The sequence below is a fragment of the Bacillus sp. AF62 genome, from assembly GCF_050312695.1.
Taxonomy (GTDB): Bacteria; Bacillota; Bacilli; order Bacillales; family Bacillaceae_G; genus Bacillus_A; species Bacillus_A cereus.
In genome coordinates this window covers 68,780-91,390 of record NZ_JBNPJZ010000058.1, presented here as the reverse complement: position 1 = coordinate 91,390, position 22,611 = coordinate 68,780, and the positions used below count along the sequence as shown (strand labels likewise).

Here is a 22,611-nt window from a genome sequence, read left to right as displayed (position 1 = left end):
ATACACATGACCAATAAAAACAACTTAATCGTTTGTCGTTGTGAAGAGGTTACATACGGACAACTTCAATCGACAATTGCTGAATATAACTGCTCGGCAAGAGAATTAAAACTAAGAACACGTGCTGGCATGGGATTTTGCGGTGGTCGCACATGCAGAATAATGATAGATCGAATGATTGAAAATGCGAATCCTGACGTAACTCTTAATGAACTACCGTTAAAATATCAACCACCAATACGTGCAGTTACTTTTGGATCGGTAGGTGAAAGTAAATGAGTAGAATTACACATCACCCTATTTTAGGTACTTTACAAAGTAGTGAGCGTATTACTTTTCAATTTAACGGTCATCAATACGAAGCATATGAACATGAAACGATAGCTGCTGCCCTGTTAGCAAATGAAATACGGACATTAAGAGTTCATGAAGATAGCGGGACACCGCGAGGTATTTATTGTAATATCGGGCACTGTTCTGAATGCCGCGTGACAGTAAATAATCAAACAAATGTACGCGCATGCTTAACTGTTGTAGAAGAAAACATGGTTGTTGAAAGCGGGAAACAGCATCCAAATATCGTGAGAGAGATGGTGAAAAAACGATGAGTGATGTAATTATCATTGGTGCAGGACCAGCGGGATTATCTGCTTCTATCTCTTGTGCTCGTTTCGGACTAAAAGTGCTCGTTATTGATGAATTTATGAAGCCGGGCGGGAGATTGTTAGGACAGTTGCATCAAGAGCCTACTGGAGAATGGTGGAACGGAATAGAAGAATCGAAGCGACTTCATGAAGAAGCAGAATCACTTTCAGTACATATTAGGTGCGGTGTTTCGGTCTATAATTTAGATAAAGATGAAAACAATTGGTTTGTACATACTAATATCGGTACGTTAGAAGCACCGTTCGTACTACTTGCTACTGGTGCTGCGGAATATTCTATTCCCCTTCCAGGCTGGACACTTCCAGGAGTGATGTCAATTGGAGCAGCTCAAGTTATGACAAATGTTCATCGCGTGCAAGTTGGAAAAAAAGGAATCATTATTGGTGCTAACATTTTGTCTTTCGCCATTTTAAGTGAACTGCAATTAGCGGGAATTAAAGTAGATCATATTGTACTCCCTGAAAAAAGCGAGTTAAGTCAAAAAGCTGGTGAACCTGAAGAAGTTTTAAACTCTCTTTTAAATGCAGCACATCTCGCTCCTTCTGCTATTTTACGAATAGGTAGCCACTTTATGAAATATGATTGGATTCGAAAAGCTGGATTAACATTCTATCCAAACAGCGGAATGAAAATAAACGGAACGCCACTTCACCTTCGAAAAGCAGCTCTTGAAATTATCGGAACGGATCAAGTTGAAGGTGTACGTATTGCTAATATTGACTCTAAAGGAAATGTTATTAATGGATCAGAGAAAATATATGAAGCAGATTTTGTTTGTATTGCCGGGGGATTATACCCACTTGCCGAACTTGCAGCTGTAGCTGGTTGTCCCTTCCATTACATTTCAGAATTAGGCGGACACGTTCCTCTCCATTCCGAAACAATGGAAACCCCTCTTCCTGGTTTATTTGTAGCTGGCAATATTACAGGCATTGAAAGCGGAAAAATTGCGATGGCGCAAGGAACAGTTGCAGGTCTATCAATTGCTAAATATGCAGGTGAAAAACATGATATAGTCGACCAACAATTATATCACGCCATTCAAAACGTTCACTCTGTTCGTCAGAAAGCTGCAATTCAGTTTAATCCGATGGTAGATATCGGTAGACGAAAGATGAATGAAATTTGGCGTGATTATTCTTCTACATATGCACATACTAAAAAGAGCTGCTGAGATTATTCTCAACAGCTCTTTTCTCTACTCATCCAAGTTATTAAATTTCGCTAATGCGTAAATACCTTCTTCATCATCTAATTCAAGTTGTAATCTCGCTGCGAATGAATTGACATTATATTCTCTGTCAAGCAATAAGCGTAATGCTTCGATTAAGTTTGCTTGAATTAAAATTTGCTGGCGACCATTTACCTCTACTTCCGCAGAGAAACCGTAGTCATCGTCATACATGAGTTCAACTAACACTTCTTCTGGACCCACTTGTCTTTTTTCAGCTATATATACGCAAAGCGCATTTATTAATTCTTGTTCAGAAATTTTTATTGTTTCCATGCTACTTCATCTGCCTTCTTCTTACGTTGGTCTTTGAAGTATTTAAATGCACGAACTGCTAACATTACGATACCAGCCATTACTAACATATTTACCATAAACGCTAATACAGAACCAAGAGCTCCCATATTTGCAAATAAGCTACCCATTAGTAAACCACCAAGACCACCTAGTAATAAACCTTTCATAAAGCTTCCTTTATTACTTTTTGGTGCTGTGTTTGTTGCTTTCGTTTTTGAATCTGGAGTCGTTTTTTGAGAATTTACATTTGAGTCTTTTTTGTTTAAATCAACTTTTGACTTTTGACCTGAACTTGGTGTAAATGATTTTTTACCAGATTTGTAACTTTTCGCTGCTGCATGATCTACGAACATAAAGCTGCTAGCCCCAAAGATAACCATGAATGCTGTCATTACTGCTACAAGTTTTTTCAACATATTATATCCATTCTCCTTTTATATAGATATATGTGAAATCTATCTTTCTAGTAAATTCAGAATGATAGATTTGTTTTTAAGAACATTTTAAAGGTTCTTATGAACTTATTATATGAACTTTTGTCGAAATATGCAAGTATTATTTACTTTCAACAGTTTGGTGACAAAGGAAAAATTAAGCAAAACAGAATTGACTTTAAATGAAACAAAACATATTATAAGTTCATAAGAACTTTTTATTATTTTGGAGGTGAAAAGATGGAAACATTTCATCTCACACGAAACGAAATGGCTACCCTTCTTCTATCACTAAGAGGATGGAATACGAAAAAGCCTCTCGGTATTTTACAAGAAGCTTGGGCAAAGTCACATAAAAAAGATATTGAAAGCGGACAAAGCGTTACAGCTTTTATTACTACCGCACTTTCACCTATTTTTGAAAAGCTGATTAAAATTGACGATACTGATGTCGGTTTTTCTTTAAATGAAATAGTTGCGCTTGGCAATCAGATTGAAAACACAAGTTTCTCTGTAACTGCTATGCAAAACTGGGTGAAACGAGATATAAAAGAAATGATTGGCTCTCCTCAAAAAGGGAAAAAATATTCGATTGAACAAGCAGCCTTACTGTTCATTGTCGAAGATTTAAAAACAGCACTTGATTTTGAATCAATTCGTAAGCTATTACGCCTTATCGTTAATGACCCAGCCGATCGAAGTGATGATTTAATCAATCCTGTTCATTTATATGTAGCATACTCTTCTCTATTTGAAGAACTCAATCAAGGGAATTGCTTACAATTAAATGCAACAGATACCGTTCATACAATTGAAAACATCGTAAAAGAAAAAGCTGATAAAATCGCAAGCAAGTTCGATCAAATTAATAACGAACAACGCGAAGCAATTCGTAACGCTATTATCATTGCGACCCTTTCTGTACATACCGCTTATGTACAAATGTTAGCAAAGCGTTACGTAACAGCAACTTTATTTTTACAGAACTTAGATGTGAAGCCTTAAAAAATAGGAGCAGAAATGCTTCTATTTTTTTATGAGAAATTTTTAATAATCTTTTCATTAACCCTTCATGAAAACGCGGCTTATATCTTTTACTATAATAATTATGAGAGACATAAAAGAATTGAAATAGCAATCCCCTATGTAAATAAGGTATAATCTACATATAGTGAACCTTTTATGTCATTAAATAAAAGGTTCTTATACTCAAAAATTCATAAACTAGAAGGTGCAACAATGTTAAGTAGTTTTATTCATTCAGTATTAACGTTTTTTGAAGGATTAGGTTATTGGGGCATTATGCTTGGACTTATGATTGAGATTATCCCAAGTGAAATTGTCCTTGCTTATGCAGGATACTTAGTATTCAATGGAAGTATCTCATTTATAGGTGCTGTTGTATTCGGTACAATTGGCGGTGTTATTGCCCAAATCTTTATTTATTGGCTTGGACGATACGGCGGACGACCTATATTAGAACGTTATGGAAAATATATTTTCATACATAAAAAACAAATAGATGCTGCAGAAGATTGGTTTAATCGTTACGGAACTGGCGTCATTTTTACAGCACGCTTCATTCCAGTAGTGCGTCATGCGATTTCAATTCCTGCTGGTATTACAAAAATGCCTTTACTACGTTTCACTACATTAACAGCACTTGCTATTATCCCTTGGTCAATCATTTTCATTTATCTAGGTGAAAAACTAGGTGAAAACTGGGAGAATATAAACGATATTGCTGGTCCGTATGTGAAATCATTCGCAATTGGTGGCGTCGTACTCATTCTTTTATACTTCGTTATAAAAAAATGGACAAAAAAGCGTAAAAATCTTGCTTAAGAATATAATAAAAACCGCTATAAATTCATTCGGAATTATAGCGGTTTTTTATTTATATATGAATTAATCTTCAGGAATTATATAAACACCTTTCCATCTACATTTATATGGATAAGCAACCATTCAATCATTCTTTTCGTATATTATCTCAAAAAGGAGTGATTCCCCTATGCATTGGCAGCAAAAAATACCATACCTGATTGGACGCCCTATCGGTATTTCCTTCATAAATGGGCAAGGAACTTCAGGTGTATTATGTTCAGCGCATGATGGACAATTATATGTGTATGAATACCTTTATCAAGCTCAGTTCGCAATGAAACATTATGATTATAGACAGGTTCAAGATATACATGCATTCCCAAATTGCCCTCACCAAAATCCTCTATACTAAAAAAATCGGAACGGCTCATAGCCATTCCGATTTCTATACTTTATTTCTCAGAATAAAATTTCTGCACTGCTTCATCAAAATAAATCCAACCTTTCCAGCCTAAATGAATCGTATCTTTTAAGAAATACTTATCATATTCATGACCAGAGAAATCAACTACTGGATATCCTGCTTTCTCAACCTGTTCTCGAATTTTTTTATAATACACTTCACGGCGTTCTTTCGGGAAGCCAGTATAATCATACCAAGGCCCATTTACAGGTACAGAAATAAAGAGTGGTTTGACATTTTTCTCTTTAAATAAATCTAAAATAATTTGCAAATCATCATATTCTGGTGACTCATCATATGTTTCATTTGCTCTAAAGTTTTTTAAACCTTTTAGTTTTTTCTTCAGATTATTCTTATGATAATAAGGATTTTCAATTCCGAATGTATTTGTAGTAGACTCAGCTTTCCCTTCTTGTTCCGCGTGTTTACGTGCATCTTCCCAAGAAATTGAACGAAGTCCGATATTTGTTTTCTCTTTCATCGGTTCGATTTTAAATAAAGAGTTAAATAAATCTCTATGATCTAAAATATTTCGATGCATATAAGCAAGTGGTTTAGCTAAACCTGCTTTAATGTTATGTTTCGTATCATTATATACAATACCTTCTAATGAATTTTTTAATATATCATCTTCTTGAACAACTTTATAATCTAATAGCCGTTTCGCGATTTGCTTCTTCATTTCTGGATTTATCTCATCATTAAAAATAAAATAATATGCTTGTTGTTTGGAGAAATTATTAGTGAAATCCCCTTGTGAAACACCAGTCTTTGTAAACCATTGTGGTGAAAGAACAAAGACTACTTTTTTACCTTCTAATTCATCCATAGTAGATGTCATATTTAAAATATGAGCTAAACTTTGTGTACCGCCAGTTCCAATTAAAAACGGTGTAAAACCAGCTGGATTTACTTTGAAATAATTCGACGGATGATATGCATCCATTCGTAAAAATTCTGATGAACCGTACATCGGTAAATACTGTGAATTCTCTAACATTTTTTGCTGTAAGAAAACACTTTGTAATTTCTCTTTTTGTAAAGAAGTTGCCGCATCTTCTACCTTCTTATCACTAATAAGCGATACTAAACTTTTCGATGGGATTAGAATGATAATGAAAAAAAGCACACACGCTAAAATTATCGGACCAAAAGCATGCTTCATTTTCATCTGCTGTCCCTCTTTCTATCGGTATTAAATTGTAACCCTTGTTTTTGACACGTCATCTTTTCTCTCCTTTTTCTCTATACATGTTCCATTCTATTTATCTATTATATACATGTATGTATTTCCTTACTTGTTCTATTAAGCCCTATATAAATAGCGCAAGAAAATGTTTCCATAGAAACACGTTAATTATACAAGATTCTACATAAATTTCACACTGGAATTTTAGTAATAATTTTATTATTAAGTTGTAAAAAAACATATGAAATGTCTATATTTCATTCGGAACTGTACAAAAAAACAGACTATCACATACGTGAAGTCTGTTTTCCCATTCTTTTATTTTTGTACATCTGCCCATTTTAAACTTGTAGCTGGACCAAATTGATGTACATATAAATCTTTCACATACGGTTTTTGTAAGTAAGATAATCCGCGCTGGAATACCGGTGCAATTACTGCATCATCAAGTAGCATTTTTTCAGCTTCTTGCATTGCTTTCCAGCGAGCCTTTTCATCATTACCTAATTCTGTTTTAATCTTCTTAATTAACGCATCATATTCTGGGTTTGCATATTCTGTATTATTAACACTGCTTCCAGAAAGGAATACTTCTAAGTAAGTCATTGGATCTGGATAATCCGGTAACCAGCGTGATAACGACATTTCATATTCTTTCTTCTTCTCTAGTGCTAATTTTTGCGTATGTGGTTGCAATTTCACATTCACTTTTAAACCTGGTAAATTTTTCTCAAGCTGCTCTTTAATGTACTCTCCAACTTTTTTAAAGTTTTCTAAGTCATAATTTAATAGTTCTAACGTCACTTCATCTGTACCTGTTTCTTGCTTTGCTTTTTCCCAATATTCTTTCGCTTTTTTTACATCAGTTTTATTAAACTCACCTGCCGTACTTCTAAAATCTTTTTTATCTGGTCCCTTTAAAAATCCTTTTGGTACGTAATAGTTTGCAGCAACCGAACCATCATTTAAAAATGAATCCGCAAGTCCTTTCTTATCAAAAACTGTACTTAGCGCAAGACGTGCATTTTTATTTTTAAGAATCGGTACATTTTCATTAAATCGGAAGAAGTACATAACTGGATCTGTATATTGTTTTAGCTCTTTATTATTTTTATATTTATCCACGAATTCTGTAGAAATAACAGCTCTATCAACTTTATCTGTTTCATATAAATTTACCGCAGTTGAAATTTCTTTTACAATTTGATAGTTTACTTCATCTAACTTCACTTCTTTTTTATCCCAATACTTATCGTTTTTCTTCATTGTAAAGCTAGCTTCATGCTTCCACTCTGATAATGTAAATGGTCCATTATATACCGCTTTATTTGCTTCTAATCCGTATTTATCACCTTGCTCTTTCGCATATTTTTCGTTAATTGGATAGAAGGATGGTAAAATTAATAATTTCGTAAAATACGGTACAGGATGTTCTAGCTCTACGACGAACGTTTTATCATCCTTCGCTTTTACTCCTAATTCATCTAGACCTAGTTGTTTTTTATTTATCTTCTCAGCGTTTTTCACATCGTACGCAATGTATGCATATTGAGAAGCGGTATCTGGATTAATCAATTGCTTCCAAGCGTATACGTAATCATGAGCGGTTACTGGATCTCCGTTTGACCATTTCGCATCACGCAAATGAAATGTATATGTCTTTCCATCTTTACTCACTTCATATTTTTGTGCGCCTGCCTCAATTACTTCATCATTTTTCGATAGACGGAATAGTCCTTCCATTACGTTATTCAAAACGTTAAACGAGACTGCATCTGTGACTTTCCCTGAGTTTAACGACGGAATTTCACCCGTTTCTAGTAACTGTAATACTTTCTTTTCATCTTTCGGCTTTGTTGCAGTTTTTTCTTTTGCGCAGCCAACTAAAAATGAAGAAACTAATAGAGTACTAACTAATGAGTAACGAACAACTTTTTTCATTTAAAAACCCCCCTCTATTTTTAAGGTAAGTAACGACGAGCACCAGCGTATTCTTCTATATATCCTGGTGTATTTAGCGGTATAATCTCTACCGACCTTTCAGCTCTTGGTGAGTGAATCATATTGCCATCACCAATATACATTGCAACGTGATGGACACTACCTTTCCCTTGATCATGTGCAAAGAAAATTAAATCTCCCTTTTGTAAGTTTTCTTTATCAACTGCAATTCCTGCTCTTGATTGCGGTCCAGAATCTCGCGGAATTGTAATGCCGTGCGATTTATAGATCGTATGCGTGAAGCCAGAGCAATCAAATCCGAAGCCACTTGTACCAGCCCATATATACGGTAAGCCTAAAAACATTTTCCCTGTGTTAATTAAATCATCAGCTGTCGGTTTGGGAATATCAGTTTGAGAACGGTAAACTGTTCCATCATTTTTTCGTAGCCATGCTTTCTGACCATTTGGCAACAATACACGGTATGACATTGTGTCTTCACTTAATAGCGGCAGTCTTGTATTATAACTGACTTCAAGTGATTTATGTTTTTCAGAAGGATTTATATATAAAATCGCTGTTGGCTTTGTTATTAACACAAAAGGTTCATTTGTTTTATCTGCAAATTCTTGATTATATGTTAATTGCTTTTCAGGCATCCAGCCCGGATAACCTTCTTCATTTCGTGGTGTTGGCTGTCCATGCACTAATACCTTCACCCACTCGCCTTTCTTATCAATAACGGTTACTTCTTGACCGAGTAACGCTTGTGTTTCTAATTTATTTGCATTTGTTAACCATAGTTTCTCGTCAAGTGTCATTGATTTCGTCCATTTCCATAGATCCACTGGATTTGTTGCACTCGGTGTATCGATTGACCTTAATGAATCAGGTGCTGTCCATAACGTTGCAGCAGATACATCTATAAATGCTTTATTATCCTTCTTTTCTTCAGCATTTGCCGATGTAAACGATGAAAATATAAATAAAGTTGTTAAAAATGCAGTTCCTACTTTTTTCATATATATCCCCCTTAAAAAAATAGTTTACTAGTCTCTTCTCCTAAGACTTACTATTCACTGTCGATTGAAGGTTTACCTTTGATCCAGAATAAGTCATTCCTTCTGGCTCTTCCATTAACCAAAGCGGTGCATCAAGATCAAAATAATGTATATTAGGATGTGCTGCCGCTAAATGTGCAACAGCGCTAACGGAAAGTGAAGATTCCATCATGCTTCCCACCATACACTTCACACCAGCCGTTTCTGCGATATCTGCAATACGCCATGCTTCACATATGCCACCACATTTCATTAATTTAATATTAATTAAGTCTGCGTATCTTCCTTGAACGAGCTTTAATGCATCACTTGCTGAAAATATACTTTCATCGGCCATAATTGGCGTTTGCACACGATCTTTGACGTACTTTAACCCATCCCAATCTTTCGCGTGTACTGGTTGTTCAATAAATTCTATATTTAAATTACGATTTTCCATCTCTTGAATGATAGAGATCGCTTCTTTTGGACTCCAACCTTGATTCGCATCTAAACGTAATGTCGTATTTCTTGGTACTACATTTCGAATTGCCTCAATACGTTCCAAATCTAAATGCGCCTCCTTACCCACTTTAATCTTTAATGTTTGAAATCCTTTTTCTATATGTTTCTTCGCTTCTTTTGCCATTAATACAGGCTCATCCACACTCACTGTAATATCGGTATAAATTTCTTTCTTCCCGCCTAACAATGCATATAACGGCACATTTTGATATTGGCAATATACATCATATAGAGCGATATCTACCGCTGCTTTCGCACTTGAATTTCCAATACAACTCATTTGAATGCGCTGTAGTAACTGCTGAAACTGAATGATATCTTGACCAATTAAACATGAACGCATCGGTCCTAAAATCGCATCTTCCATTCCACTGGTGAAATCACCCGTAATAACTGGCGTTGCGGCTGCAGCCCCCTTACCAATCACTCCTTCGTCTGTATGAATATAAACATCTATACTTTCAATTTCTGTTACAGTACGAAGCGCGGTTTTAAACGGTGTATGAAGTTTTACACGTCTACGATTTACTTTTACATCTGTAATTTTCATTTTGTTCATCCTTTCGTTCTCCAATGAAGTGAAATCTTAATCCACCGGAGATTTATACCCACGAATTATTAGGTAAACTTATTGGGCATTTACTCTTCTATCACTCTACTTTGTTTTCGTTTACTTTTGATGTAGAACGATAATGTGAAATAAAAAAATCCAGCCATAAGAATGATTCTTACGGCTGGATTTTGTCTATGATTGAGTAGACAAAGCAGCAATCTGATTATATTTTTTCTGTGCATCTTTTAGCGCTACAAGTAACGCTTTTTGAGAAGAGCCGAAATATCGGTTCTTTACTTCCATTACTAACGCCGGGTCATTTATATTTTTATGTAGAAATAAATATTTAACAAATTGAGATGTTAATGCAATTGTCGCTGAGCAGTCTGCATCTACAATTTCCCCTGTATCCTTAACAAGTACAAATGCTACGAAATAGCTTTTAAACTTTTCAGTAATGGGATTATTTTGAGGTGCTTTCGCATCCCCTACGATATAAATTGTATTTGAAGCGTACACAGCTATCTTCCTTTCTTATACGAGGATAACGGGTTTCTTAATAGTCGTATGAGCGAGGAACTCAACGTTGATTAAAAAATGTATCCGCTTACCTTGTATTATAATATAATTGACAGAATTTTAACAACATTTATTTTAGTGCATATTCCATATTTATGCAAATAGCTTAAACTCTTCATTTTTACAATATGTGATTGTTCCTTGTACCATGACATTCATACATAAAAAACTGCACCTCCAATTGTTAGACGGTGTCTAACAATTGGAGGTGCAGTTCAATGGCTAGCTGTTTTTTTATTACTTTGGCATCACAAATATAGTTTCATTTGACTTAGAAAATTGATACTCTTTTCTCGCAAACTTCAAAATTTCTTCTTCATCGTCTGTTAAATTTTCTATGTTAGTCTTTAAAGAACCTTTATCTTTCTTTAAAGATACTAATTGTTTCTTTTGATCCGTAATCGTATCTTTCTTTTTATCAATTACTTCTTGTTGTTTCGTTAAAATATATTGAACGTACAGAGTAGCTGCCGCAATAAAAAGGACCATTAAAATAAGACGCCTTAACTTCTTTTTATTTATCTTACGCTTGTCACTAGGTTGTGATGATTGTTCTGGTATATTAGGAACATTTACTCGTTTGAGTTTCCTCATTCAAATCCCCCTAACCCATATTTTTCACTACCATCGGCACGTTTTCTTACTAAACTAAATTCTATTCTTATAAAATAAACTCCTTCACAAAAATATCCCATAAATTAACCAATTAAAGATAGCATTCGACGACATTTCTACATTTACACCGTTTTTTTTTATACATGCTGCTATAAAATAGTAGTTTCTGTAATTCTTTTTCTACTATTGTAGAAGAGTTTTTTCACACACAAAATTCTTACCCCACATATCCATGTTATAACATGCTTACAAGGAGGGGAAATATGCATTACCGCACATTAGGTAAAACTGGAATAACTGTTTCTGAAATAGGTTTTGGGGCATGGGCAATCGGTGGTGATGAATGGGGACCTGTTAACGATAAACAATCTATAACTGCTATAAAAAAAGCAATTGAGTGTGGTGTGAATTTTATTGATACTGCGGATGTGTATGGTTTAGGACATAGTGAAAAGTTGGTGGCTACCGCGATTAAAGGACATCGTAATGATATTATCCTATCAACGAAAGGTGGTTTAATCGGACACCACTACGACCCTAATGGAGTTCCTGTATATGATACTCCCGAAAAAATCATCGCCGTATTTGAAACAAGTTTACAACATCTTCAAACAGATTATATTGATCTTTATTTTTGTCATATTTGGTGGCATAATCGTAGAGAAACAGAAGCATTTCTACGTGCATTTGACATATTAAAACGTGATGGAAAAGTAAGGGCAGTCGGTGTTTCGACTCATGATTTACAATACATTCATCATTTCAATAACAACAACGAAATTGATATCGTACAACTTGATTACAATATATTAAATCGAAAACCAGAAAAAGATATATTACCATTCTTACAAGAGAAAAATCTAGGAGCTGTTATTCGTGGTCCATTAAAAATGGGCATTTTAACTGGAAAATTCACAAATAAAACAATTTTTCCAGATGGAGATTTACGCAAAGAATGGCCAAATGAAACTTGGTTTCAAGAAGACTTACAAACCGTAGAAAAACTTCGATTGCTCTCAAATAAAAATCAGACCCTAGGGCAACTTGCACTTCGCTATGTACTCTCTCATCCGGCAGTAAGTGTTGTAATTCCTGGTGCCAAAACCGGAATGCAAGCACAAGAAAATGCAAATGCATCTGTTCGCCCTATTTTGAGTGATGAAGAACTTAACTATATTCATTCAATATAAAAAGCCCAATCCGGGCTTTTTAATTTGGCAAACTAATATCATACTCCATTCGCTTCGCTGTGTCCTCCGCAACATGCATACCTAACAAGTTTTTCACAATATGAAATGCCATATTAATTCCAGCTGAAATTCCGGCAGATGTTATAATATGTCCTTCATCTACAAACTTTACATTTTCTATAACTTCAACATTTTGAAACTCATTTTTAAACTTTTCAATACTAGCCCAATGTGTTGTTGCTTTTAAACCTTCCAGTAAACCTGCTTTCGCCAGTAATAGCGCTCCTGTACAAACTGAAGTCATCAGCTTTACTTCTTTCATTTGTTGGCGAATCCATTTTATTACTATTTCATTTTTTATTTCATATTCTCTAGCACCTAGCCCACCCGGAATTATTAAAATATCCACTGGTGGTAAATTTTCAATACTATAATCTGGCTGTACCTTCAATCCGTTCCTTGCTGTAATCATTTCCCCATTCTCGCTAACTGTATAAACAGTAAATGGTTTTTCTTCATTCACCTCAGTTACAGAAAAAACTTCAAATGGCCCTGCAAAGTCTAACACTTCTACTTCATTAAATAAAAATATACCAACACTCCATTTATTCATCATAAGTTCACTTCCTGTTTCAAATGATGTAATAGATGATCATATCCTTTTTCTAATGCAATATCATACGCTGTTTTCCCATCATTTTTCTTTATCATCTTATTAGCTCCATTTTTAAGGAGTAACATAATTATTTCTTCATTTCCTAATAATGCCGCTTCGTGAAGTCCTGTCCAGCCACCACTTTGCATAATATTTACATCTGATCCTTTTTCAATTAAGAAAGCAACAAGTTCACTTTGCTTGTTCGCAATTGCTGCTTGCAAAGGCGTATTTTCATTTTCGTTTTTCGCTCTACTATGTATATCTGCACCGCTTTCTAAAAGAAAACTCGCTATTTCTTTCTGTCCAAAATAAGCTGCTAAATGAAGTGGTGTCCATCCATCTTCACTACATTCGTTAACAATACTTGGACTCGCCTTTATAAACTCCACTACTTTTTCGTTATGACCACTTAAAACAGCTTGTACTATTGATTGTAAATGCTCCATAATAATCTCCTATCCTTCAAAATATTTAAGCATCCCCTTCTACATGTTCTATTAATTATTACATTTTCCTTTTAAAAACTTAAGTTTACATAATAATATTATAAATTACTTTTGTACTTAATGTTTAATAGCAATAATGTTTAAAATAATACCTTTAAACAATAAAGACTATGATTTCATTAGAGTTACTGAAAAAAGCAATTAAAAAAACTATACACATAGTTTTCATCATATTCGTTCAGTTGCATGAACTAAAACAGGTAATGTTTATTCTGCTATTCATGCTTTCAACATATCAAATAATATTATTCCAATAAAAAAACAATCCATTTTTAAAATGGATTGTTTTTTTATTTCTGTTTTATGCGGTTTATTTTATTTTTGCATTTTCAATGACGAAATAATTACACTTACAAAAATGAAATACTACTATCTTAGCCCCTCTTATAGTAAGTTTTTCGTTTGAAAACCAAAAACACATTTTCGCCTTACGATTAAAAAACATATGTAAAAATCTCTAAAACAGCTGCCTTATCATACTAATCTATAGCAATTCTGTCTTCTTCCCTTACCTGTTTCCTTTAACACATACGATTTTAAAACAAGCGCCGTTAATGAATCTGTTAATGTTTTATATGATAAATTTGATAATGCCAATAGATCGTTCGTATATAGCATTCTATGCTTCTCTAATAATAATAGTACTAATCGTTCAGACGGTTTTAATGCCTCATCACTTTCTAGTATAAAGTCTATATTTTTCATTTCTCTAATTATTACTCCTTATATAAAAAAAATACTTTAGACGCTTATTTAATATAAAAATAATACATAACAAAATTATAAATATATTAAAATAGCACCATCTAAAAACACTATTATACTATAACATAGAAGTAGTGTTTCCCCAAATAGGAAATGCTTTTTTATATCGCTTATAAGATTCTTGCAAACCTACATAATATTTTGTACCATTACCCGCCAAGTTTTCTTCTAATTTCGCTGCTCATCCTGATGTATTTGTAATCAATGAAGTTCTTCTAAATTTATAAACAAATAAAAAACGGTTCGTCTATCATGCCCTAAACATGAATGACAACCGTTTTCCAGCTTCTTCTTAATTAACATGTTCTATCTTAAATATTTCTTGCAATATGCGGCTTACTGTAATGACTTGTTCCACCGCCACCAACTACTACTTTACCGCCTTTTTCGAAAATTAATAATTTACTTGAACCATCTGCAAGAAGCACTATTACTTCAGCATTATTACTTGTTGCTACATAAATTACATAACCACTCTTTGATATACAAGTTTCCCAATTCGAATCAAATTCTGATCTTACTACACGATTTGAATACACTTGATTTTCAATTCTATCTTGTTCTACGTTTTCCAAATTGATTCCTCCCACTTCACTAAAATAGCATTTATAGGAAAATAACAGCCCTATATAAAATAGTAGCCGACTTTAACATAAATAGTATATGTAATTAGTAGGAGAATGCTTGGACAACGAAAACGAAATAGACTTCATAAATTTCACAATTGAAACTTCTCTTTAATCATTTCCGCTACTTCTTTTGCACTCAAATACGTGTTATTAATTTTTATATACTCTTCTTTTTCAATTTCACCATGAAGAGAGTTTAATCTATGCTTTTTCATCGTTTCTTTCAAATTATTTTCAGACCACTCAATATCTCTTTTTTTCGGTTTATGTTCTAATCTATTCGGGCTTTTATTTCGTTCTAATCTTTCATCTAATTCCGCTTCCAGCTCTACAAAATACACTGTCCCACCTTTTGATTCAAAAATACTTTCTACATGATGTATATAATCCCAATCCGCTTGGAGGTCAAATGCCCATATATACGTAAAAATCATTCCAGATAAATCACTTTTAGATACTTCTTCAAATATTTCATTACGAAATAAACTTACTAGTCTTTTTGCTTCTTTCGTACTGTAATCAAAAATTGGACTTACTAAATCAATTGTCATGTGGTTATGAAAAAGTTTTAAACCGGTTAATGTTGCTAATTCTTGCCCCACTGTCATTTTTCCAACTGCTTGTGGGCCAAATATTAATATAAGTTTCATTTATTTCCCTCCAATCTTTCTCTATAAACCATTACATAAAATAAAAAATAAGGCAGCCGATTTTAAATCGATCGCCTTATTTTTTATTCATAGTTTTAGTTCTATTCTTTTCGCACAGCTTCAAAAGTAATCATTTGATTTGCATTTGACGGTTCTTTTTCATAAACATATTCAGCAGAGCAAGTAATATTAGAGAAACCTATACTTTCTAAAAGAAGTTTAAACTCTTCTATTCCATACCAGCGCAGCGCAAAGCGTTGCAATTCTGTTTGTACTAACTGTCCTTTACTCCACTTTTCATATTTCAAATATGACACAGTAACTTGGTTCAGCCAATCTATTTCAATTGATTTATTTTCTAATGTGATTCCGTCTCCACTCGGCAAAGAGAAAGTCGATGTATGAATTTCCCCAGTCTTCCAGTCATGCGGAAGCATAATATCTACGATTAATCGTCCATCTGGATTAAGATGTTCATAAAAACATTTCAATGCATTTATAGAATCCACACGATTTTCAATTAAACAAAAAGATCCAGTAGGAATGATAATTGCGTCATATTTATGCGGAAGTGAAAATTGTTGCAAGCTTCCTTCATACAAATTAGGATGTAAGCCTCTCTCTTTACACCGCTTACGGCAAGAATCAAGCATTTCAGGTGAATAATCTATCCCATCCACTTTAAAACCGGCCTCTAGAAGCGGAATGATGACACGCCCTGAACCTACTGCAGCTTCGAGAATTCTACCTCTACAATCTTTTAAACGTTCTTTGTAATACTCAATATCACCATTTAAAGAATAACCGACTGGTTTTGTGTAATCATACAGTTCCGTACAAAGTTTACTATAAAAACTAAACATTTATTTTCTCCTCCGTTTTTACGTACGGAAGATTCCAATTCAACTAATCTTCTCGTACCTCTAATTTTAATGAGATTTCGAAAGAGCTGACTGTCATATTATATCACTCACTTTCCATAGAATATAATGATATTGTATTACATAACCTTCCAATTTGAAATATAAAATTAAAAATTCAGACTATAAAACAAAAAGCTTACTTTAGTAAGCTTTTTTGAAAAAATATTTATTTCACAATCGGCAATGTCACTTCACTTAATTTCACTGTAAGTTTCGTGCCCGCTTTCGGTCTAATTGTATAATCATAGTCGCTAGCAATTAAAACAACTCCGATTTGATGCCCCGCTTTAAATACATAATCATCTGGCTGCATGTCCCATGTAAATGTATAATCTTTGCCCGGTTGAATCGCTGTTGAATTTTCTATACTCTTTAAGTTTTGTGGATCCATCCAGCCTCTCGTTACGATTTCCGGCTTCGCTCCTCCATAGTCAACAAGTAATGCTGTTAAATTTGATACAGATCGATCAATATTTCCTGTAATTGAAATCTTTGGTGTACCACTTATACGCGTATCTTTTTGCAGTACAGGCATTGTATATACTAATCGATTTGCTACTTCTAATTCTGGGTTTGCTACTAATTGGTTTGATTTCATTTGTGCATCATCTAAGAATGAGAAAACTTTATTAGCCGATCCCATACTTAATGGCAAATTGACTAATTTATTACTTAAATACATACGGATTTTTGAAGATACAGCTGATGGATCTGGCCAATTTTTTATCTTTTGCCACGTTTTATTTTCTCTTTGCACATCAACCATTGGTTCATCCATAATTCCATTTTCAATTCCGTATAACCAATAATCTAACCATTTATTTTGTGTTTGCTGCCAGTTATTACTTGATGTCCCACCGTGTCCACCTTGATGTAGCCACATTTTACGAGGTACATGATTTTCTCCAAGAGCATCCCACCATTGTGCGAACTGTTTCGTTTTAACATTCCAATCGTTTAAACCATGAACAACAAATACACTCGCTTTTACATTTTTAGCATCTTTTACATAGTTACGTTTATCCCAAAAATCATTATAATTACCTGTTTTTCGGTCTTGTCCAGCCGTTAACTCTTTTATAACTTGTCCGCAAACTTCAGGATTTTCCCTTGTCAGTACTGCTTCTGCCATATTATCTGTATCTTCTCCTTGATATCCGCCTGGCGCAATTACTGCACCATTTGCACGATAATAATCATACCAACTACTAATTGCTGCGATTGGAATAATTGTTTTTAAACCTTCAACTCCAGTAGTCGCAACAGCATTTGGTAGTGTACCATTATAAGAAACTCCAGTCATACCTACATTTCCTGTAGACCAATTTGCCTGAACTTCCTCACCCTGTTCTGTAAATGCTTTCGCGCGACCGTTTACCCAATCAATAACAGACTTTGTACCGAGTATTTCTTGTTCATCTCCAGTTGTAGGGCATCCATCTGATTTTCCAGTACCGATACTTTCGCCTAGAATAACTGCATAACCTCTTGGCACGTAATAGTTCCCATACGAACCAAGATTAACCGCTCCATACGGTTTTCCTTCATACGCATACAATTCTTCATCTACATTATATACAGGAACATCTTTTAATCCAGATCGATATGGACTCATTTCATAAATAACAGGAACCTTCACATTCGAATCTGTCTTTGGACGCATAACTTTTATCGATACTCTGTCTTTCTTACCGTCGCGATCACTATCAACTTCTGTCTCTACATATAAATTTTCGATAATAGCTTCATCGAGAGAATAAATCGGCTTTGTCATCCCATTTTCTAATTCAATTTTCGTATTTTTAGTCTCTTCTTTCTTCTCTGCATGCACATCCATAGTAAAGCTAGGTATAATTGTTGCAGATAGCATTGCTGACAGTGTAATTGCCATTTTCTTTTTACTCAAAATGTTCCCTCCCCTTATTCGTTCTCTTTTACTATATAACAAAATAACTGAAAATTCAGTTTTATTTTTATATAATAGTTGAGAAACTCAAAGATTTCTTGTTAAGTAAAATTCAATACAGGTGTGAAAGTATTTTCCCACTCCCAGCTTCTATATAAAGTGAGCCCTCACCAATCGGGCGTTTACGGGCAGCGGGGCCCCCACCTAACTTCTTTGCTTCCGCTGAATTTTGAGTTTTGGGGTCTTACTGCCCGGCAAATAACCGGAAAAATAGAGAAAAAGACAACCGATATTTCTATCGATTGTCTTACATTCCATTTATTATTTTTCTAACTCTTTAAAGGTATCTTTCAAGTCTTTATCAGATACCTTTATATCTGCATTTTTAAGCAGATCTCTAGTAACTTGTTGATGGAATTGAGGATCTTGTATACGTTGCTGTTCTAATTCTTTACGAATATTCTCTTTCTCTTCCTCATACGGTTTAAGCTCTTTTTTATCCGTTAACTTAATAATATGATATCCGAAAGAAGATTTAACAGGTTCACTCAATTGACCAACTTCTAACTTATATGCAGCATCCTCAAATTCTTTCACCATCATACCTGGTCCAAATTCAGATAGTTCTCCACCTTTTTCTTTAGAACCTGGATCCTCTGAATATTGTTTAGCCAATGCCGCGAAATCTTCGCCACTATTTAATTTTTCTTTAATTTCTTTTGCTGTCTTTTCATCTTTCACTAAAATATGGCTAACTTGAAGCTTTGGCTTATAGTGATCTTTAATATCTTTTTCCGTTACGGTTGCTTTAATAGCTTTTTCAAAAGCGAAAGTAAGCTTTAATTTCTCTTTCAACTGATCTTCATTTTTCACACCATTAGATTCCATATATGTATTAAAATTATCGCCCATCTTGTCTTTTAATTCTTTCAGTTGTTTCGTTACCTCTTCATCCGTAACTTTATATTTATCATTTAATACTTTCTCTACTACCATTTCAGATAAATTCTGTTTACCATAGTTTTCTTTTAATTTTTTGTTAAAATCACTTTCTGAAATGCTTCCTGATTTTGTAGTTACAATATTATCTGATGAACCACATGCAGATAAAGATAACGTCATCCCCATTAAAATGCTACCAATTACTAATTTCTTTCTTTTCAAATCCGAATACCTCACTTCATTAAATTCAAATGTAACTATGTAAATATAACGTTTCACTGTGAACTTCACGTGAATTTAATGAAAGTAGAACATTTGCTAATTCTCCATTTAATACATCAATTTTGAAAATTATGGTGATTCATCCTGTATCGCTAACCTCTAAAGCTGCAAAAAGGACTAAATTTTCATTAGTCCTTTTTCACATTTATATAAAATTGAATTTCTCCATTTATAGAGGAAACTCCATATTCAAAACCATGTCTTTCTAAAATACTTTTCACTATCGCTAGTCCTAATCCTGTACCTGATTTTTCTTTACTACGAGAAGATTCTAGTACGTAAAAAGGCTCCCAAATTTTCTCAATATCTTTAATTTTATCCGTATGAATGCCATTTTTTATTTGAAAATATATACTTTTATTTCTATCTTCTAAAGTAATTATTATGCTTTGATTTACTGTATATTTTATTGCATTAGAAATTAAATTTTGAAATACCATTCTCATTTTATTTAAATCTGCATAAACGATTGTATCACCCGTATTACAGTTTACTTGTAAGTCAATTGCTTTCGAATCCAGGTCAATCTGATGCTTATCTAATATACTCTGGACCAGTGGTTCAATGGGGAATTCTTCTTTTTGTAAAATATCTCTTTCTAGTTTAGAAAATCGTAATAGTTCTTCAATTAAGTTTGATATTTGATCTGTTTGTTTAATAATTGTATCTACATAAGTCCCATCATCTAATCCATCTTTAATCCCCATAGAGTATGCTTTTACTAATGCGATCGGTGTCTTTAATTCATGCGTTACATCACCCATAAATCGTTTTAAATGTTCATTACGATTAGTTAAGTCTTGATGTGCTTCATGTAGTTTTTCACTCATGATATTAATACTATTGGCCAACTCTCCTATTTCATCATTCGTTTTCACTTTCGTTCTTTTAAACTGCAAATGTGAAATATCCTGAGCCACATCACTTAGCTCCTTCAGTGGCGTCGTTATTATTTTTGAAAGTATCCACACAAGTAAAATAATAAGAAGGAGCGAGAAACATACGATGTATAAGTAAAATGTATTTAACGTATTTATAATTTCATTTGAATTCGCAATGGAAGTCCCAATTAAAATTATCGTATCATCTTTCGCAATATATTTAGCAAAAAAACTCGCTTTTACCTTTCCTTGATCGTACAGTTTATTCGATTGCCCTTCCCTCTTCACTTTCATAACTTCGTCTTTCGTAATCCAAAGCTTATTTAAAGTTACTTTCTTTTTCGTAAGTTGCATGCGTAACGCTTCGTTCATAGCATCTTCTGACTGATTAATTGGCGTATACGCAATTGTAACGTTATTTTCACTTTCAATTGTATGAATAACATCCTCTATATTTTCCACTGTTGTATTTTGTATTTGTGTTGTAAATTTATTTAAGTTTTCACGTGTTTTATAAATATTATAGTTCGGTAAGAGATTGTTAATGAATAATAATGAAATCATAAAGATGAGAATAACAGTTGCAGAAATACTTAAAAATAACTTTTTCCCAAGTTTATTCACTTTGTTCCTCCAAACTATAGCCCAGCCCGCGATGCGTCTTAATAATATTTTCTCCAATTTTTTTACGCAGCCTTCTTACATGTGTATCAACCGTTCTCTCTTCTCCAAAATAGTCAAATCCCCATACAATATCTAGCAATTTTTTACGAGTTAAAATCGTTCCTTTATGATTTAAAAAGCATTTTATTAATTCGAGCTCTGTTTTTGTAATTTCTAACTCTATATCATTTTTATATACTTTATTTTTGGCGAAATTTATCTTTACATCTTGTACTTGAATAATATCATCATGCTGAATAAGTTTTTTCGCTCGCGTAATTAGTACTCCTGGATGAAATGGTTTTTTCACGTACTCATCTGCCCCGCTTTGAAGTGCTGCTAATTCATCTTCACTTTCACTTTTCGCCGTAAGCATTAATACTTTTACGCTTGAATTCTTTTTTATTTCCTGACAGACAGTAATACCACTATGTTTTGGCATCATCCAATCCAAAATAGCTAAATCAATTTTTTCATCATAAAATATTTGAAGTGCTTCCTCTCCGTCTTTTGCTAATAAAACTTCGAAGCCTTCTTTTTCAAAATAAGCTTTTAAAATTCTTAACATATCTTGTTCGTCATCTGCAATTAAAACTTTCATATTTTTTCCTCCATTGCTTTTAAACAAAAACCAATTGTATCATACAACATCTTTGTTACATGAATGTGACAGAAAAATATTTAAAGCTTTTGAGGGGATAGTAATGGTGAGGTGTTGTATTATGATAAAAAAAATCGGGGTCATTTCTCTTCTTTTATTTCTATTATCAACAAATGCATTAGCAAATACAAATCAACAAATTGAAGTGTTTGATTGTCAAAAAGAAATGGTCATTCAAAAACAATCTTTAGATCCAATAGTCCAAAAAGAAGCAGTTCAATACGCTAAAGCAATTACTGGTCCATTTAAAAACTTAAATGTCGTTCCAAAAGATGGCTATATGATAAAAATCCCATTATCTAAGCCGGTTTCTATTACTAATCAATGGTTACACACTACAATAGACGAAGTACTTATACTGCTCCCACTAAATGAAAAGCCTTATATTATGCTTTATGATGATGAAAATAATCCGCATTTTTATTATGTAAAAGGTAAACCAGGATTATTATTGAAACAAATGAACGTTAAAACGTAATTGACTGAAAAGGAGTCACCTTATAAGCTAAATTTTAAAAGCTAAGGTGCTCTTTTTTATAATAACAATTTAGTAAATGAAATTATAAAAGTTGGTTTTTAATATAAGGATCGCAAC

General features: G+C 33.6%; 26 protein-coding genes. 8 read left to right on the top strand and 18 right to left on the bottom strand.

Annotated elements, in window-relative coordinates:
• The first annotated feature begins 6 nt into the window (after positions 1-6).
• The 3 genes from ACQRBL_RS12445 to ACQRBL_RS12435 are packed head-to-tail and all read left to right on the top strand — an operon-like array spanning position 7 to position 1,840.
• Positions 7-279 (top strand): (2Fe-2S)-binding protein, encoded by a 273-nt coding sequence (locus ACQRBL_RS12445; RefSeq protein ID WP_000182619.1) that lies wholly within the window; start codon positions 7-9, stop codon positions 277-279.
• Positions 276-608, top strand: coding sequence for a (2Fe-2S)-binding protein (locus tag ACQRBL_RS12440; RefSeq protein WP_000087063.1), 333 nt, complete (start codon positions 276-278; stop codon positions 606-608). The genes ACQRBL_RS12445 and ACQRBL_RS12440 overlap by 4 nt, the downstream gene beginning before the upstream one ends.
• Complete coding sequence (locus ACQRBL_RS12435; protein WP_016081262.1) at positions 605-1,840, top strand: NAD(P)/FAD-dependent oxidoreductase; 1,236 nt, start codon at positions 605-607, stop codon at positions 1,838-1,840. Before ACQRBL_RS12440 ends, ACQRBL_RS12435 begins: the two co-directional genes overlap by 4 nt.
• A gap of 24 nt (positions 1,841-1,864) precedes the next feature.
• On the opposite strand, the gene ACQRBL_RS12430 is transcribed toward ACQRBL_RS12435, so the two are convergent.
• Together ACQRBL_RS12430 and ACQRBL_RS12425 are read right to left on the bottom strand one after the other, a co-directional pair.
• Positions 1,865-2,173 (bottom strand): YxcD family protein, encoded by a 309-nt coding sequence (locus tag ACQRBL_RS12430; RefSeq protein ID WP_023522202.1) that lies wholly within the window; start codon positions 2,171-2,173, stop codon positions 1,865-1,867.
• A complete protein-coding gene (locus tag ACQRBL_RS12425) occupies positions 2,161-2,610 on the bottom strand; it encodes a hypothetical protein (protein WP_000914478.1) in 450 nt (149 codons plus the stop codon). The genes ACQRBL_RS12430 and ACQRBL_RS12425 overlap by 13 nt, the downstream gene beginning before the upstream one ends.
• A gap of 258 nt (positions 2,611-2,868) precedes the next feature.
• Between ACQRBL_RS12425 and ACQRBL_RS12420 the strand changes: the two genes are divergently transcribed.
• From ACQRBL_RS12420 to ACQRBL_RS12410, 3 genes are all read left to right on the top strand, one after another.
• Positions 2,869-3,633, top strand: a complete 765-nt coding sequence (locus ACQRBL_RS12420; protein ID WP_000447231.1) for a DUF1836 domain-containing protein — start codon at positions 2,869-2,871, stop codon at positions 3,631-3,633.
• A 234-nt stretch (positions 3,634-3,867) separates the two neighbouring features.
• Positions 3,868-4,473, top strand: a complete 606-nt coding sequence (locus tag ACQRBL_RS12415; RefSeq protein WP_000952913.1) for a DedA family protein — start codon at positions 3,868-3,870, stop codon at positions 4,471-4,473.
• A 169-nt stretch (positions 4,474-4,642) separates the two neighbouring features.
• A complete protein-coding gene (locus ACQRBL_RS12410; protein ID WP_000558692.1) occupies positions 4,643-4,867 on the top strand; it encodes a hypothetical protein in 225 nt (74 codons plus the stop codon).
• Positions 4,868-4,907: 40 nt separating this feature from the next.
• On the opposite strand, the gene dltD is transcribed toward ACQRBL_RS12410, so the two are convergent.
• From dltD to ACQRBL_RS12380, 6 genes are all read right to left on the bottom strand, one after another.
• A complete protein-coding gene (gene dltD, locus ACQRBL_RS12405) occupies positions 4,908-6,089 on the bottom strand; it encodes a D-alanyl-lipoteichoic acid biosynthesis protein DltD (protein ID WP_023522205.1) in 1,182 nt (393 codons plus the stop codon).
• 336 nt (positions 6,090-6,425) lie between these two features.
• Positions 6,426-8,048 (bottom strand): peptide ABC transporter substrate-binding protein, encoded by a 1,623-nt coding sequence (locus ACQRBL_RS12400; RefSeq protein WP_023522206.1) that lies wholly within the window; start codon positions 8,046-8,048, stop codon positions 6,426-6,428.
• 20 nt (positions 8,049-8,068) lie between these two features.
• The gene (locus ACQRBL_RS12395) at positions 8,069-9,070 is read right to left on the bottom strand and encodes a C40 family peptidase (protein WP_078993775.1); all 1,002 of its coding nucleotides are present in this window, start codon (positions 9,068-9,070) and stop codon (positions 8,069-8,071) included.
• Between the two features lie 40 nt (positions 9,071-9,110).
• Positions 9,111-10,172, bottom strand: coding sequence for a dipeptide epimerase (locus tag ACQRBL_RS12390; RefSeq protein WP_411995575.1), 1,062 nt, complete (start codon positions 10,170-10,172; stop codon positions 9,111-9,113).
• A 186-nt stretch (positions 10,173-10,358) separates the two neighbouring features.
• On the bottom strand, positions 10,359-10,685 hold the full coding sequence (locus ACQRBL_RS12385; protein WP_000271314.1) for a DUF3870 domain-containing protein: 327 nt from the start codon (positions 10,683-10,685) through the stop codon (positions 10,359-10,361).
• 297 nt (positions 10,686-10,982) lie between these two features.
• Entirely contained in the window at positions 10,983-11,339 is a 357-nt protein-coding gene (locus tag ACQRBL_RS12380) for an FtsB family cell division protein (protein WP_023522209.1), read from the bottom strand.
• Positions 11,340-11,623: 284 nt separating this feature from the next.
• On the opposite strand from ACQRBL_RS12380, the gene ACQRBL_RS12375 reads away from it, so the two are divergent.
• On the top strand, positions 11,624-12,550 hold the full coding sequence (locus tag ACQRBL_RS12375; protein ID WP_097920596.1) for an aldo/keto reductase: 927 nt from the start codon (positions 11,624-11,626) through the stop codon (positions 12,548-12,550).
• A 19-nt stretch (positions 12,551-12,569) separates the two neighbouring features.
• On the opposite strand, the gene ACQRBL_RS12370 is transcribed toward ACQRBL_RS12375, so the two are convergent.
• The 10 genes from ACQRBL_RS12370 to ACQRBL_RS12325 form a co-directional block, all read right to left on the bottom strand.
• Positions 12,570-13,166, bottom strand: coding sequence for a DJ-1/PfpI family protein (locus tag ACQRBL_RS12370; RefSeq protein ID WP_000981422.1), 597 nt, complete (start codon positions 13,164-13,166; stop codon positions 12,570-12,572).
• Positions 13,163-13,654 (bottom strand): ankyrin repeat domain-containing protein, encoded by a 492-nt coding sequence (locus ACQRBL_RS12365; protein WP_411995576.1) that lies wholly within the window; start codon positions 13,652-13,654, stop codon positions 13,163-13,165. Before ACQRBL_RS12365 ends, ACQRBL_RS12370 begins: the two co-directional genes overlap by 4 nt.
• A 534-nt stretch (positions 13,655-14,188) precedes the next feature.
• Complete coding sequence (locus ACQRBL_RS12360) at positions 14,189-14,419, bottom strand: hypothetical protein (protein WP_000789031.1); 231 nt, start codon at positions 14,417-14,419, stop codon at positions 14,189-14,191.
• A 371-nt stretch (positions 14,420-14,790) separates the two neighbouring features.
• Positions 14,791-15,054 (bottom strand): hypothetical protein, encoded by a 264-nt coding sequence (locus ACQRBL_RS12355; RefSeq protein ID WP_000432429.1) that lies wholly within the window; start codon positions 15,052-15,054, stop codon positions 14,791-14,793.
• Positions 15,055-15,197: 143 nt separating this feature from the next.
• On the bottom strand, positions 15,198-15,758 hold the full coding sequence (locus tag ACQRBL_RS12350) for an AAA family ATPase (protein ID WP_000767062.1): 561 nt from the start codon (positions 15,756-15,758) through the stop codon (positions 15,198-15,200).
• Positions 15,759-15,859: 101 nt separating this feature from the next.
• A complete protein-coding gene (locus tag ACQRBL_RS12345; protein WP_109737113.1) occupies positions 15,860-16,621 on the bottom strand; it encodes a class I SAM-dependent methyltransferase in 762 nt (253 codons plus the stop codon).
• 226 nt (positions 16,622-16,847) lie between these two features.
• Positions 16,848-18,587 carry a Xaa-Pro dipeptidyl-peptidase gene (locus ACQRBL_RS12340; RefSeq protein WP_411995577.1) on the bottom strand — a complete coding sequence of 580 codons (1,740 nt, stop codon included), beginning with the start codon at positions 18,585-18,587 and terminating at the stop codon, positions 16,848-16,850.
• Positions 18,588-18,908: 321 nt separating this feature from the next.
• Complete coding sequence (locus ACQRBL_RS12335; RefSeq protein WP_001987511.1) at positions 18,909-19,751, bottom strand: peptidylprolyl isomerase PrsA; 843 nt, start codon at positions 19,749-19,751, stop codon at positions 18,909-18,911.
• Positions 19,752-19,939: 188 nt separating this feature from the next.
• Complete coding sequence (locus ACQRBL_RS12330; protein WP_411995578.1) at positions 19,940-21,316, bottom strand: sensor histidine kinase; 1,377 nt, start codon at positions 21,314-21,316, stop codon at positions 19,940-19,942.
• Positions 21,309-21,956 (bottom strand): response regulator transcription factor, encoded by a 648-nt coding sequence (locus tag ACQRBL_RS12325; RefSeq protein WP_000865979.1) that lies wholly within the window; start codon positions 21,954-21,956, stop codon positions 21,309-21,311. Before ACQRBL_RS12325 ends, ACQRBL_RS12330 begins: the two co-directional genes overlap by 8 nt.
• A 121-nt stretch (positions 21,957-22,077) precedes the next feature.
• Between ACQRBL_RS12325 and ACQRBL_RS12320 the strand changes: the two genes are divergently transcribed.
• Positions 22,078-22,494, top strand: a complete 417-nt coding sequence (locus tag ACQRBL_RS12320) for a hypothetical protein (RefSeq protein WP_000591776.1) — start codon at positions 22,078-22,080, stop codon at positions 22,492-22,494.
• The last annotated feature ends 117 nt before the right edge of the window (positions 22,495-22,611 follow it).

What these genes read in the sequence shown, in the direction of transcription:
- ACQRBL_RS12445 (WP_000182619.1), top strand. Translation starts at nt 7, where the DNA reads ATGACCAATAAAAACAACTTAATCGTTTGTCGTTGTGAAGAGGTTACA.
- ACQRBL_RS12440 (WP_000087063.1), top strand. Translation starts at nt 276, where the DNA reads ATGAGTAGAATTACACATCACCCTATTTTAGGTACTTTACAAAGTAGT.
- ACQRBL_RS12435 (WP_016081262.1), top strand. Translation starts at nt 605, where the DNA reads ATGAGTGATGTAATTATCATTGGTGCAGGACCAGCGGGATTATCTGCT.
- ACQRBL_RS12430 (WP_023522202.1), bottom strand. Translation starts at nt 2,173, where the DNA reads ATGGAAACAATAAAAATTTCTGAACAAGAATTAATAAATGCGCTTTGC.
- ACQRBL_RS12425 (WP_000914478.1), bottom strand. Translation starts at nt 2,610, where the DNA reads ATGTTGAAAAAACTTGTAGCAGTAATGACAGCATTCATGGTTATCTTT.
- ACQRBL_RS12420 (WP_000447231.1), top strand. Translation starts at nt 2,869, where the DNA reads ATGGAAACATTTCATCTCACACGAAACGAAATGGCTACCCTTCTTCTA.
- ACQRBL_RS12415 (WP_000952913.1), top strand. Translation starts at nt 3,868, where the DNA reads ATGTTAAGTAGTTTTATTCATTCAGTATTAACGTTTTTTGAAGGATTA.
- ACQRBL_RS12410 (WP_000558692.1), top strand. Translation starts at nt 4,643, where the DNA reads ATGCATTGGCAGCAAAAAATACCATACCTGATTGGACGCCCTATCGGT.
- dltD (WP_023522205.1), bottom strand. Translation starts at nt 6,089, where the DNA reads ATGAAAATGAAGCATGCTTTTGGTCCGATAATTTTAGCGTGTGTGCTT.
- ACQRBL_RS12400 (WP_023522206.1), bottom strand. Translation starts at nt 8,048, where the DNA reads ATGAAAAAAGTTGTTCGTTACTCATTAGTTAGTACTCTATTAGTTTCT.
- ACQRBL_RS12395 (WP_078993775.1), bottom strand. Translation starts at nt 9,070, where the DNA reads ATGAAAAAAGTAGGAACTGCATTTTTAACAACTTTATTTATATTTTCA.
- ACQRBL_RS12390 (WP_411995575.1), bottom strand. Translation starts at nt 10,172, where the DNA reads ATGAACAAAATGAAAATTACAGATGTAAAAGTAAATCGTAGACGTGTA.
- ACQRBL_RS12380 (WP_023522209.1), bottom strand. Translation starts at nt 11,339, where the DNA reads ATGAGGAAACTCAAACGAGTAAATGTTCCTAATATACCAGAACAATCA.
- ACQRBL_RS12375 (WP_097920596.1), top strand. Translation starts at nt 11,624, where the DNA reads ATGCATTACCGCACATTAGGTAAAACTGGAATAACTGTTTCTGAAATA.
- ACQRBL_RS12370 (WP_000981422.1), bottom strand. Translation starts at nt 13,166, where the DNA reads ATGATGAATAAATGGAGTGTTGGTATATTTTTATTTAATGAAGTAGAA.
- ACQRBL_RS12365 (WP_411995576.1), bottom strand. Translation starts at nt 13,654, where the DNA reads ATGGAGCATTTACAATCAATAGTACAAGCTGTTTTAAGTGGTCATAAC.
- ACQRBL_RS12360 (WP_000789031.1), bottom strand. Translation starts at nt 14,419, where the DNA reads ATGAAAAATATAGACTTTATACTAGAAAGTGATGAGGCATTAAAACCG.
- ACQRBL_RS12350 (WP_000767062.1), bottom strand. Translation starts at nt 15,758, where the DNA reads ATGAAACTTATATTAATATTTGGCCCACAAGCAGTTGGAAAAATGACA.
- ACQRBL_RS12345 (WP_109737113.1), bottom strand. Translation starts at nt 16,621, where the DNA reads ATGTTTAGTTTTTATAGTAAACTTTGTACGGAACTGTATGATTACACA.
- ACQRBL_RS12325 (WP_000865979.1), bottom strand. Translation starts at nt 21,956, where the DNA reads ATGAAAGTTTTAATTGCAGATGACGAACAAGATATGTTAAGAATTTTA.
- ACQRBL_RS12320 (WP_000591776.1), top strand. Translation starts at nt 22,078, where the DNA reads ATGATAAAAAAAATCGGGGTCATTTCTCTTCTTTTATTTCTATTATCA.